The sequence below is a fragment of the Clostridioides difficile ATCC 9689 = DSM 1296 genome, assembly GCF_001077535.1.
Taxonomy (GTDB): Bacteria; Bacillota; Clostridia; order Peptostreptococcales; family Peptostreptococcaceae; genus Clostridioides; species Clostridioides difficile.
Genome location: NZ_CP011968.1, coordinates 3,194,509 through 3,207,627 on the forward strand (window position 1 = coordinate 3,194,509; position 13,119 = coordinate 3,207,627).

A 13,119-nucleotide genomic window follows, 5' to 3' on the forward strand; every position below is an offset into this window, starting at 1 on the left:
ATATTAGTTTTGATATGTATATTCAACTACAAAATTGTAATAAAATCGTCAAAACTTTTTTTGATACTGTTACAAAATTGTAAAAAAAAAGAAAAAAACGCCAAAAATAAATTTCTTTTTAGCACTTTTTCATACTTATAATTTGACATTTTAACACTTGGTTAAGTATACGCCTTACCTTAACTTAAAATTAAATTTATTTAAGAATATATATTATAAATTCTTATATTTTCTAATATAAACTATATACTATCAGCTGGATAAACAATACTACTTTGTCTTCTTATCTCATCCATAATTTCCATTACTATTATTGAATTTTCATGAGAATTTATATTTGATTCTATTTTATTGTTATTTATAAGACTTATAAACTCTACAAGTTCATAATACATTCCTTCTATTTCTCTAGGCTTTTCCTCTGCTTTTTCTTTTGGAATAGATATATCTTCTTCTCTTCCATCTCTGTATTTAATAATAGCTTTTTCAAATAGATTAAGCTTTTCAATTATTATACTTCCCTCTTCTCCTTGTATTTCAGATGGTATATAAGAATCAGCTACTTTAGAATACTGAATTATCGCATCCATATCATCATATTGAAATACAGCTGAACCTTCTCCATCCACTCCAGTTTGAAGTATATGAGAAACTGCCTTTACAGTTTTTGGAGCACCAAATAAATTCACCATAGGATGTATACAATACACTCCTATATCCATTAAAGCTCCATTTGACAACTCTTTTTTAAAGGCATTTTCTATAATTCCATTTTTATATTTATCATATCTTGAAGAATACTGACAATAGCTTCCAAAAAATCTTCTTATTTTCCCTATTTTATATAAGTTTTCTTTAACTGCTTTAAAGTTTGGAACACATGTAATTCTCATAGCTTCCATAAGCAATACATTATTATCTTTGGCTGTTTTTATCATTGATTTGACTTCTTTTAAATTAGATGCTAACGACTTTTCACAAAGCACATGTTTTTTGTGTTTTAAACAAGTAATGGTTTGCTTTGAATGTAATGCATTTGGAGAAGCTATGTATACAGCATCTATATCCTTCGATTTAGCCATTTGTTCTAAATCATCAAAAAAAATACTTGCTCCATATAGAGTTCCAAATTCTCTAGCTTTTTCTAAATTTCTAGAATATACAGCAACCAATTCAAAGTCTTTAACCCTAGATGCAGCTCTTAGAAATATATTTGCTATATTGCTTGTCCCAACAATACCAAATCTTATTTTACCCATCATAAATCACTCCCCATTTTCTACACTTTATTTTAATTTTAATAAAAAACTTTACAACTTATAGATATATTATAAAATAATTTTATCAAATAAAAAAGAAAGCTAATTTTAAATGATTTCACCATTTTAACATAGCTTTCTTTTAACTACAATCTAAATTCAACTTATATTTTTAAAGTTATCTTTCTACTATATCTTTATTTCCCCTCAAAAATTTTATAGTAAGAATTTCATCCACAAACAATGTTACTAAAAGTATAGTTACAACAATTGGCCAATAAGGTATTATAAGACTATATAAACTATCAACTATATACACTTGAAAATATCTAACTCCAATAAATGTCAATATAGTCCAATATACAGAAAACTTTAGACATACTATTCCTCTACTATTGTACTTATAATCTGAATAATCCCAATAGACCTTATTAAAATATACTTTCATAAGTATTCCTGTAATATATTCTACTACTGTCGGCACTACTAGACATAATAAAAGCAATGCAAATATATTATTGGGGTCAATAAATCTTGAGACCTCTATTATAATCGACATTGCAATTGCATACATTGGTTTAAATGGACCATTTAAAAATCCATCTTCTTGAAAATGCCCTTGTTTATAATAACTATATAAGTTTTCAATTATCCAACCTATAAAACCATACAAGAAAAAATTAAATAAAAAATATAATAGAGAACCTACATTATCCATGAATATTCCTCCTAGCTGTTTATACTTATTTTTTCTCATATTCATGGATTTATTCTAAATCAAAGAAATTATATTTAATTTATTTAATTAATACTTTATATTATAGATTGTGACATTCTTTAGAGTTTAAACTTTTTAGGTATTCTCTAACTTCCAGTAAATTTTCAAGTATCTTATGTGATTGTGATTTAATTTGCTCATCTGGCTCTTTTAAATCTGGTACATTTATACATCTTATACCACCATTGTATGCAGCTTCGACTCCCATAGGCGAATCCTCTATGACAATACAATTTTTGGGATTAACATTTATCTTTTTAGCTGCTTTTAGGAATATCTCAGGGTTTGGTTTCGAGTTTACAACATCATCTCCACAAACTATAGCATCAAAGTAATCTTTTAAATTTGCCTTAGCTAATCTCTTTACTGCTCTTTCTCTCTTTGTTGATGTTGCAACAGCCATTTTGTATCCATTTTCTTTTAAAAAAGAGATTAGTTCATTGACTCCTAATTTGATAGGAGCTCCCTTCCTCTCCATAAATTCAATCATATTTTTAGTTTTTTCGTCATATAAATCTATTATTGGTACAGAACTATCGTATATATCTGTAAGACCTTCTATTATTCCTTTACGATTTCTTCCCATAACTGATGTATAAATTTCCTTAGTCATAGTATATCCATACTTTTCAAACGTCTCCATCCAAAATTCAAGAGAAATTCTCTCTGAGTCAAACAAAACTCCATCCATGTCAAAAATAATTCCTTCTACTTTTTGCATACAATTCCTCCAATATTTTTTGATATAATTATATTACACTTTTTATGATTAATTTTACAACCCTCAATTTATCCAATTCTAATATTGTAAAATTGTAATTTTCAAAAGTTACACTTTGGTTTACTTTAATATTTGAACCAAGCATATAGGATATCCACCCACCTATACTGTCAAATCCATCATGCTCTATATCAAGTCCAAAATACTTATTAATATAGTTGATAGATTCAGTTCCATCAACTAAGTAAGAACCTGCTCCTATTTTCTTAATATGAGTCTCTTCTTTGTCAAATTCATCTTGAATTTCTCCAACTATCTCTTCTAGTATATCTTCTATTGTTACCACACCAGATGTACCACCATATTCATCCACAACTATAGCAAGTTGAAGTTTTTCCTTTCTTATTCTCTCAAGAGCTTTATCTATAGTTAAATTTTCAGATATATATATAATATCTCTCAATATTTCTTCTAGTTCAATTTTATTTTCATTTATCTTTTGATTGTATAAATCTCTTATATGTACAAAACCTAATATATCATCTTTATTTTTTCTGCATACTGGATATCTTGTAACACCTTCCTCTTTTAAAATAGCTAATATCTTTTCTTCAGAATCACTTTCATATATACATACCATATCAGTTCTAGGAACCATTATCTCTCTAATTTTCTTTTCTTCAAATTCAAAAATATTATCAACTAATCTTTGCTCTGATTCATCTATAAGTCCACTTTTATAACTTTCTTCTACTAATAGTCTTATTTCGTCACCTGTATGGGGTTCATCAACCTCATCAGCTTGTGAATATCCAAATGGTTTAAGAAATAAATCAGTACTTAAGTTGAAAAAATATATTATTGGATATGTTAACTTATAAAATCCTACTAATAAAAAAGATGTACTCAACATTATTTTTTCTGTATTATAAAGTGCTAAAGCTTTAGGAACCAACTCTCCTATTACAACCTCCATCATTGTTATAATTAAAAAAGAAATGGAAATTGATATAGTATATATAATACTTTCACTAAGATTAAATACACTTACTATTGGTAAAATTAACTCTTTAACTGTAGATTCTCCCATCCAACCTAATGCAAGTGAACAAAGTGTTATACCAAGTTGACATGCAGAAAGATAGGAATTTAAGTTGTCTTTTATTATTTTACATCTTTTTGCATTATTATTACCTTCAGCTATCATGGTATCAATCCTAGAACTACGAAGTTTTACCATAGCAAATTCACAAGCTACAAAAAAAGCATTTATCAAAACAAGCATTACTATAAGTGTTACTTTTAATAACTCCCGCATAAAGTATTGGTTCTTATAATGTAAGAAATCTATAAGAACTCAAAGTTCCCCCCTTATATTTATAAATTTAATTTATAATATATATTCTATCATATTTATTAATATATCCTACTTTATTACAAATAATTTTTATAAACTAAATAACCCCTTTAATATTTATGACTGGCTATTTGATAAATATTAAAGGGGTTATTTAGTTATCATTTTTTATTTCTAAAAATCTTTTCTCAAATGATTTAGTTATCTATTTATCCAATTTTTTACATAATTTAATGATTAAAAATATTAATTTTTTCACTATAAAGTACAAATATTATCTGATTATTAAAATAAATATTAATACTATAAATAAAAACGAAGCATGATTTTTATTTAAATAAATCTCAAACTTCGTCTTTACTTACTTAGATATTTATTTACTTTCTAAATCCTATTATTTTTAAAACCTTATCTTTTCAATACTTCACCACATTTATTCTCAGTAATCTCTCCATTTTCTAACGCAATTTTTCCATTTACAATTACATATTCAACACCATTGGCTAGTAATTGTGGCTTTGAAAAATCAATATCTTCTGACCTAGGATAACTATAGTTATCCATGTCAATAACTGCTATATCAGCTATCAACCCTTCTTTAAGAATACCTCTATTTTTTATTTTAAATTGCCTAGCTGGTAATGAAGTAACTCTTCTTACAATCTCTTCCAATCTAACACCAGACTTTCTGTACATATTGAAGAAAATTGGAAAAGCTCCTCTTCTTTGTAGTTCAAACCATGACATATCCCCACCCACACTAAACAAACAATCTGAACCAACCATAACAAATGGATTATCAATTATTTTATCATCATGTAGTTTATCTGGGAAATCAGCTCTATACATTCCTCCTAAACAAAAGATAAGTTCTTCGTCTCCATCTAAAAGTAAATCGAGTAATAACTTGTCTTCATCTATTCCTTTTTGTGTAGCTATTTCACGTATTGATTTCTTTTCCATATTAATATCTTTAGTGTTTAGAAGTATTATACTCCCCCTATCTCCAAGTATAAATGCTTCTTTTAATATAAGTGTTCTTCCCTCTTCATTTCTAAGAGCATCCATTACCCCATCTATACCTAATTCAAATAGACTAGATGATATTGCCATAATAAATTGAATTACTCTTTTTTTCTTCATACAATGCCCAGAACTTCTTGGTACTGTGTCAACCATTATTTCAACACCATTATACCTAGCCTTTAATATATCATCAAATGCTTCTATTTCAACTGGACTTAAGTGAGATACTTGAACCCTAGCACCACTTTTTTGCCCAACCTCTATGGCTTCTTTTACTGCATTATATCTTCCTATGTAATCTCTAATATGAGATGTATATATACCATCATACTCTTTAATCTGCCTTGCAATATCAACAAGTTCATCAATATCAGCATACTTACTTGGTATATATGCCAATCCAGTAGATATTCCAAAAGCACCACTTTTCATTCCATCATTTATTATATCTGTAATTTCATTTTTTTCCTTTTCTGTAGGAGGTCTATCCTTAGAACCTCCCATAACACTCCATCTTATAGTCCCATGCCCCAACAAGAATCCCATATTAACAGAAATACCACTTTTAGATATAAGGTCACAATATTCTGTAAAATTATTCCAACATTTATTTTTATCTATAAGATACTTTTTTTCTTCTTCAAGTAATAGACCATTTTTATACATATATTCATACACATTTTCAGAAGAATATGGTGTTATAGAATGTCCACAATTACCATTTATAGTTGTTGTAACTCCTTGTTTTAGAAACTTTTCAAATTTACCATCTAGTATTGCTACTATTTCTTCATGAACATGAGGGTCAATAAATCCAGGTGTTATAACTTTTCCACAACAATCAATCTCTTTATTTGTATTGCTATTTATCTTAGAATCTATTTTTGCTATTAAGTTGTCTTTAATTGCTATATCTCCATAAAAACCAGGATTACCTGTACCATCTATTATAAATCCATTTTTTAAGATTAAATCATATATCAAAATATTCCCTCCTTAAAAACCAATTTTTAAATAATCTTAATGTAATTTTTATATTTGAAAATCAAATTATTATATTTCATATTTGAAAATTCACTATTATTTCATTGTAATTAGTCACTAAGCTTATCTTTATACATAGCTCTTGCAATTAATATAGTACCAAATACACATATAAGAACTACTAGAGACTGTGGTATTATACCTTGCTTTGATAATATAATAGTCAATACAGATATTACAATTGCTACTAGACCTAATTTTTTATCTTGTAAAAATACTTGTCCAAAAACTGACCCAAATAGAGCTGGTAAAATTAAGTTTAATTTTTCTACTACTTCAGCTGGAATTTTAGATAATACGCTTCCTCCTAAAATTACCCCTATAGTTAGTATACTTATATTCACTAAAATAGATACAGCTATTCCTATTGTAGATATTATCGAGCCTTCTTCTGTACCTGATTCAACTTCTGCTGCCTTTTGAGCTGCTATTGAACATGGTAGCCTCATATTAGATATATTACCAGAAAGAAAACTCATATAAGTTCCTGGGATACCTAAGATTGGTGAATAAGAAACTGGTTCTATTATGTAATTTGGAGCACTCATACTGACAATTGCCATTGTACTTGCTAATAATGCTGATATTGGAGGCATAATACCAAATCCAAAGCTCAAAATTATTCCAGGAACTAATGCTGCTATAATACCCAAAGATAGTGTTAGTCTTCCATACCTTATCATAAAAGGTAAATATTCTTCATTGTATATAGATTTTACTTTACTCATAAAACTCCCCCCTTATATTACTGAAGCTATTATCATTCCGCTAAACATTGATATTGTAAGCCCCCACTCTCTTAACCATTTTATATTTTTCTTCTTTTCAAGCATACACAATATTACCATTATAGCCATTCCACTTATACATGCAATTGTTCCATTATCAAAACGCAACACCCTATCAGCATTTAGATATGCAAATGAACCCAACATTGCTCCTAGAGATATTATTGGTATAAATGATTTCTTGCCACTAGATATAACATTGGTTATCTTATCTAGTTTATGTCCAAATAGTAATGTGAATATTATCCATCCTAAAGAACCTAATATCATAGTCCAAACTGCATTTGTAAATGCAAGTTTTGTCATTTCAGGAGAACCTAAAGTTATACCTAATGCATCTGTTCCAAATCCGGCTGACATTGATTCAAAAATTACAGAACCTATAAATGATAATCTCATCCATGCTATAGGCCCACCCATAGTTACTATAAGCGATACCATTCCAGCAAATATAGTCATTGAAGGCCCAATAGCTGAAATAGCACTACTCTTAACAGCTGACTTTATTTGTTTATCTGTTATTCCCATTGTTTTACCAACTTTGCAAGATTTTATAGCAAATATAAGGGATTGTACCACTACTATTGATACTGCTACTGTACTCGCTATCCACAAAAGTGGATGATTAGCTAATTTTAAATAATCCATTTATAAAACCTCCCTATAAATCCTCAAATTTTATTAATATTTCTAATATATCTATTTCCAAACCTGTTTTAGTACTCTAAGTATATTTCCACCTAGTACCTTCTCTATTTCCTCATCACTATATCCATGCTTTACTAAATATCTAACAATGTTTTTTGAAGTTTCTGTTGGGTTCTCAAGACCTTCTACATATTCTACTTTGGGATGTTCTTTTGTTCCTGTTATTTTTTTTATATCAAATTTAGCAGCTAGTACTGAGTGTAATTTTACATGGTCGCCATATACTGTATCTGGTCCAAAAGCTACATGGTCTATTCCTACTAAATTTTTAATATACTCAAAATGTTCCATAAATGACTCTATTGAATGTTCTTTATTCTTCTCTGTTATTGTAGTATGAGGTGCTGCTTCTACACCTATAACCCCTCCTTTTTTAGCACATGCTATTAATACTTCATCTGGAGTTAGTCTCTTTGTGTTCCATAAACTTCTTGCCCCAACATGGCTTAATATTATTGGGTCCTTGCTATATTCTATTACATCAAGTGTAGTTTGAACTCCAACGTGAGAGCAATCTATTGCCATTCCAATTTTATTCATTCTTTCAACAGCTTTTTTCCCAAAATTTGTAAGACCTCCATCTTTCTCTTCTTTTAGTCCTGAACCTAATGCATTGGATTCGCTGTATGTTATACCCATTAACCTTATACCAAATCCATACAGTATATCTATTCTGTCAAGTTCATTTTCTATTGGTGCTGCACCTTCTAATGTTGGTATCAATGCTACTTTACCTTCACTTTTAGCTCTGTATATATCTTCTACTTTTTCACACTTTATGACAAAATCTTGATGAGCTAAATCACATAGTCTCATGCCTAAATCTATTAATATATCATCCCATTTCCACCCTGAATTTGATGTTATCGTACATACACCATCCATTAAATTATCAAATATAGCATCATAATATCCTCTTGATAATGCTTCATAAGCGCATCTTTGTTTACCTTCCCTATTATATTCAAATATATCTCTTTCTAGGTGTTCTGGAAATAATACTGGATGTTCATGTAATGATATAAATATTTTTTCATCCACTATACTTTTAACCTTCGCTTCTTGAATATCATCTAATTCAATAAGGTACTCTTTAACTCTTTTATCTCCTTTACACATCTCAATAGATGAAATATCTTTTCCTTTTTCTAAATAACTATAGGCTTCATATCCTTTGTAAGCTGACTTCATAACAACATCCTCCAAGTTCTACAATTTTTTATATTTTTCCTATGTAGCAATTGATGTGCCAAAATATAAATTTTAATTGTATAATAAATCTTGCAAAAAATAAAAACAGTAGTAAGGTTGATATTTACTACTGTTTTATTAAAAATAATCTTCTTAGATTATTTATTCAATATTTTTGAATTATCTTAATCTTAAAGATAATTTTATTTATTTCTATCCATTATAGGGATTTTTTTAGGGTGTTTTGCCTTTTTAGTCCCCTATATCACTCCCTTAATTTTTACATATGATATAAAGTTCTTTCCTTCATCAGTTATAAAACTACCTTGTTTTTTTACTCCAGATAAAAGTAAACCATGGCTCTTTAACTTATCTATTCTTTTTCTAATTTGGTCTACACTTAAAACTATATCTTTTTCTTTTAAAATCTCTTGCAGTTTATTTCTTCCTAATAATATATTTTTATTATTCCAAGTTTCTATACTGGTCAATATACATATACTTTCCTCAAAGAAATTAGATTGTTTGAAATCTAAGATAATTGAATCGAAATTTTCATTAACTAAAGTATTGTTTTTTTCAAATCTAAATTGTTCTGGCAAATGCTCGTAATCTACTCTATCTTCCTCAACTATAGTATCAATATAATAAATTAAATTTTTAAGCTCTCTTACATTTCCTGGCCATTCATACAATGTTAAAGCTTGCATTGATTCCTCTGTAAAACATTTGTTGCTATTTATTTCATCTAAAAAATACTTACTTATAAGAGGTATATCTTCCTTACGTTCTCTAAGTCTAGGTATCTCTATATGTAATACATTAATCCTATAATACAAATCTTCTCTAAAGGAACCTTCTTTAATTTTTTTCTTTAAATCTTTATTTGTTGCAGCTATAATTCTAACATCTATTGGTATAATTTTACTTCCGCCCATTCTCATAACTTCTTTTTCCTGTAATACTCTTAGCAATCTCTGCTGTACATCTAAAGATATATCACCTATCTCATCTAAAAAAATTGTTCCTGTGTGTGCTCTTTCAAATATACCCATTTTCCCACCTTTTATTGCTCCTGTAAAACTTCCTTCATCATAGCCAAAAAGTTCACTTTCAATAAGTGTATCTGACAAAGAAGATAGATTAACTGCAACAAATGGCTTGTTTTTTCTTAGAGATTCATTATGTATTGCCTGGGCAAATATTTCTTTTCCTGTTCCATTTTCTCCAAGTATCAACACAGAAAAGTCTGTAGTTGCTATTTTTCTTGCAATATTAATTTTTTCTTTTATTATTTTACTCTCACCTACAACACTCTCAAATGTATACTTTGATACAAAACCTTTTGACTGAAGTTTATTTTGAATCTTGTCCTCAAGCTCTTGAATTGCACTTATATTTTTAATGCTTATAATACTCTTTATTCGTTCATTATTTTCATAAACATTTACTTTATTAATTATCAGTTTTTTGTTATTTAAATTTACTACTTCATCATTAACTTCATCTTCTTGAAAAAATATTTTTTTGACAACCTTATCACTAAATAAGTCCATAAAGTTATTAGATATAATTTCATTTTGGTCTATTCCAACTAGATTAGAAAATACTTTGTTGCAATATATAAATTTTCCTAATTTATCAACAGAAGCAATACCTTCATCTATAATCTCCAAAAAACTCTTCATGGTTTTATTCATAGTTGTATAATACCTATATCCACTTACTGTATCTTCATTGTATTTTTCCTTAATAATATGTAATTTATCTATAGATATATTTAGTTTTGTAAAGATTTCTATAACTGTATTTATATCAATTACCTTATCACCTATGTCAATTATTTGCTTTATGTTTTGTGGTATGCTGTTTCTGCTTCCTGTAATAATTCCAATCTCACATTTAGACTTATCACAACCTGGATAATATGGTATTAGATTAATATGAATTAATCCTAGTTTTCTAATTATCTTGGCAGTTTCATCTGCTGACTCTTTATAAGCATCTATAACCATAACATCAGAATCATTTTCTATACTTATTATCTGATTTATATTTTCAATATTTATAGTACGATGTACTATTACAATAGGTATATTTTTATCAATATTATTATGTATATATTCCTTTATATCATTGTCTGAACATACTACAAGCTCATAGCTTGACAGTTCAATATTTATCCTATTTACATATACCAAGTTATCTATATTACAAAATTCTCCAAATATATTTTCCAATTGTTTTGATATATCTATATTTATTTTGTCATCAGTTGATACAAATAAAATATTATGTTTTTTCATAGTCCCACCTCCTGTTTAACGAGTATAGAAAGTAATAATTTGGTCTATTGTAGCACTTTTTAAAAAAGTTTTAAATCTTAAAAATCAAATTTTGTACCATTTACTATTATTTTCCATAATAAAATAATGTAAGCTATTTTTTTCACATATAATTTAATTTCTAAAACGGTTAGTTTGACATTATTGGAATATAAACAAAAATTTAATATAAATTCGTTAATATATTAATACATTTTTAAGAATGATAAGGAATAAATTATAACAAATTTTAGGAATATATAATAATAGGGTCTCAGAACTTAGTTACAAGTTCTAAAACCCTATTTGTTTAGTGTAAAAAACATCATAAAATTTAGCTTAAATCTTTTCACATAATATTACTCTTTTTCTAAGTGATAATAAAATATATCTATTCCTCTAAAAACTGTAAAAATTCCTGATTAAATAGTTTAAGCTCATCATAGAATATAGCATGACCACTATACTCAAAAGTATATAAAATTGAATCTTCTATTTTTTCATTCATAAAAACTGCAAATTCATACGGACATATTTCATCTAATTTCCCATGAAATATACCAGTAGGCACTCTTACACATTTTAAATCATTAAATAATTCTTCATCTCTTAAAGATACAGCAGTTCCAATAGTGCCAATACCTGATGCACTAAAACCAATATCATTAAACCATCTTCTAAAGCTTTCTGGTGGATTTGATGCAAATACTTTTTCTCCAAAATCGGTTACCATTTCTGGTCTATCAGTACAGGCTTGTGCTATCAATTTATTTACATCTTCACGTGTCATACCATATGGAAATTCTGGAGGTCTTTGTACAAATGATGGTGCAGCAGCTGCAGCTAATACCAATTTTGACACTCCATATCCATTAAATAAACTCATATACCTAAGTACGATTGCTCCTCCCATTGAAAAACCAACAAGGGTAAAGTCTTTTAATCCAATAGCATGTACCACCTTATAAATATCGTCTGCTAATTGGCTATAAGTATATCCTCCTGATGTTGCATCAGATTTACCAAAACCTCTTAAATCAATTGAAACTGTTCTATATCCGAGTTTTGGCAATATATTTGTTTGATATTCAAATATCTTATGTCCTAAGGGCCAACCATGTATAAAAAGTACAGTTTTTTTAGCACTCGGATTCAAATCATATACTGCTATGTTTATATCATTCACATATACATAATACATATCAACAGCAACTCCCTTCAAGAAAATGTATGATGGTTATTTTATATATATGAATAAAATGATGAATAACTAAATTTTCAAATTTATTTACAATACTTCTCTATTGCCTTTTCAAATAAACTTACATGAAGTTTTTCATCTAGGATTATTCTATTTAATATAGCTTTTATATAAGGGTCTTCAATAAGACTTATATCTTTATAATAATTATTAATAGCCACATGCTCCAAATGCAAATCTAGTTTTAATCTGTTACAAATAGAATTTCCATAACATACAAAACCACCATTCCAATATGCACCACAAGAACTTGTAGAACCTCTATATACAGGATTTCCACCCAATAATCTTATAGTCTTTGCTAATATCTCCATATGTAACATTTCTGTTATAGATATATTTATCCACATTTCACTTAACTCTCTATGCGTTTCATCTAAATCAAAATTATGGTATAGATATTGATTTACACTCGTAAATTCACTTGATACTCCGGCATAGTCATCCATCAATAATTCTGCATAGTACTTATTTGGACCTAAAACTTTTATCTCTGGATATGGCTCATCACTTGAATATCCATTTCGCTTGTGCATGTCATAATGTGCATCACTCATAATATCTCCTCCTTTAAATTTAATGTATGATATTAATTGTATGCATCACGACTTTTTCATATAACTTAGATAATAAAATCTACTTAAATAATAAAAAGCCATATT

General features: G+C 27.9%; 11 protein-coding genes. All 11 read right to left on the reverse strand.

Annotated features, from left to right (window positions below; genetic code table 11):
- Positions 1 to 242: 242 nt before the first annotated feature.
- Complete coding sequence (locus tag CDIF1296T_RS15055) at positions 243 to 1,262, reverse strand: Gfo/Idh/MocA family protein (RefSeq protein WP_003439589.1); 1,020 nt, start codon at positions 1,260 to 1,262, stop codon at positions 243 to 245.
- A 175-nt stretch (positions 1,263 to 1,437) separates the two neighbouring features.
- Positions 1,438 to 1,977 carry a putative ABC transporter permease gene (locus tag CDIF1296T_RS15060; protein ID WP_009898025.1) on the reverse strand — a complete coding sequence of 180 codons (540 nt, stop codon included), beginning with the start codon at positions 1,975 to 1,977 and terminating at the stop codon, positions 1,438 to 1,440.
- 100 nt (positions 1,978 to 2,077) lie between these two features.
- Positions 2,078 to 2,758, reverse strand: a complete 681-nt coding sequence (locus CDIF1296T_RS15065) for an HAD family hydrolase (protein ID WP_009898027.1) — start codon at positions 2,756 to 2,758, stop codon at positions 2,078 to 2,080.
- A gap of 28 nt (positions 2,759 to 2,786) precedes the next feature.
- Positions 2,787 to 4,076, reverse strand: coding sequence for a hemolysin family protein (locus CDIF1296T_RS15070; RefSeq protein ID WP_009898029.1), 1,290 nt, complete (start codon positions 4,074 to 4,076; stop codon positions 2,787 to 2,789).
- A 447-nt stretch (positions 4,077 to 4,523) separates the two neighbouring features.
- On the reverse strand, positions 4,524 to 6,125 hold the full coding sequence (locus tag CDIF1296T_RS15075; protein WP_009898031.1) for an N-acyl-D-amino-acid deacylase family protein: 1,602 nt from the start codon (positions 6,123 to 6,125) through the stop codon (positions 4,524 to 4,526).
- A 110-nt stretch (positions 6,126 to 6,235) separates the two neighbouring features.
- A complete protein-coding gene (locus tag CDIF1296T_RS15080) occupies positions 6,236 to 6,913 on the reverse strand; it encodes a hypothetical protein (protein ID WP_003426728.1) in 678 nt (225 codons plus the stop codon).
- A 12-nt stretch (positions 6,914 to 6,925) separates the two neighbouring features.
- Positions 6,926 to 7,621: a DUF5058 family protein gene (locus CDIF1296T_RS15085; protein ID WP_003426729.1), complete on the reverse strand. Its 696-nt coding sequence runs from the start codon at positions 7,619 to 7,621 to the stop codon at positions 6,926 to 6,928.
- Between the two features lie 51 nt (positions 7,622 to 7,672).
- A complete protein-coding gene (locus CDIF1296T_RS15090; protein WP_009898033.1) occupies positions 7,673 to 8,872 on the reverse strand; it encodes a dipeptidase in 1,200 nt (399 codons plus the stop codon).
- Between the two features lie 260 nt (positions 8,873 to 9,132).
- Positions 9,133 to 11,178: a sigma-54 interaction domain-containing protein gene (locus CDIF1296T_RS15095; protein ID WP_009903347.1), complete on the reverse strand. Its 2,046-nt coding sequence runs from the start codon at positions 11,176 to 11,178 to the stop codon at positions 9,133 to 9,135.
- 409 nt (positions 11,179 to 11,587) lie between these two features.
- Positions 11,588 to 12,397, reverse strand: coding sequence for an alpha/beta fold hydrolase (locus CDIF1296T_RS15100; protein WP_009898037.1), 810 nt, complete (start codon positions 12,395 to 12,397; stop codon positions 11,588 to 11,590).
- Positions 12,398 to 12,480: 83 nt separating this feature from the next.
- On the reverse strand, positions 12,481 to 13,014 hold the full coding sequence (locus tag CDIF1296T_RS15105; RefSeq protein ID WP_003439611.1) for a ferritin-like domain-containing protein: 534 nt from the start codon (positions 13,012 to 13,014) through the stop codon (positions 12,481 to 12,483).
- Positions 13,015 to 13,119 lie beyond the last annotated feature (105 nt).

Coding starts and splice junctions, on each gene's coding strand:
- CDIF1296T_RS15105 (WP_003439611.1), bottom strand. CDS start 13,014: ATGAGTGATGCACATTATGACATGCACAAGCGAAATGGATATTCAAGT.
- CDIF1296T_RS15095 (WP_009903347.1), bottom strand. CDS start 11,178: ATGAAAAAACATAATATTTTATTTGTATCAACTGATGACAAAATAAAT.
- CDIF1296T_RS15065 (WP_009898027.1), bottom strand. CDS start 2,758: ATGCAAAAAGTAGAAGGAATTATTTTTGACATGGATGGAGTTTTGTTT.
- CDIF1296T_RS15100 (WP_009898037.1), bottom strand. CDS start 12,397: ATGTATTATGTATATGTGAATGATATAAACATAGCAGTATATGATTTG.
- CDIF1296T_RS15085 (WP_003426729.1), bottom strand. CDS start 7,621: ATGGATTATTTAAAATTAGCTAATCATCCACTTTTGTGGATAGCGAGT.
- CDIF1296T_RS15055 (WP_003439589.1), bottom strand. CDS start 1,262: ATGATGGGTAAAATAAGATTTGGTATTGTTGGGACAAGCAATATAGCA.
- CDIF1296T_RS15070 (WP_009898029.1), bottom strand. CDS start 4,076: ATGCGGGAGTTATTAAAAGTAACACTTATAGTAATGCTTGTTTTGATA.
- CDIF1296T_RS15080 (WP_003426728.1), bottom strand. CDS start 6,913: ATGAGTAAAGTAAAATCTATATACAATGAAGAATATTTACCTTTTATG.
- CDIF1296T_RS15060 (WP_009898025.1), bottom strand. CDS start 1,977: ATGGATAATGTAGGTTCTCTATTATATTTTTTATTTAATTTTTTCTTG.
- CDIF1296T_RS15090 (WP_009898033.1), bottom strand. CDS start 8,872: ATGAAGTCAGCTTACAAAGGATATGAAGCCTATAGTTATTTAGAAAAA.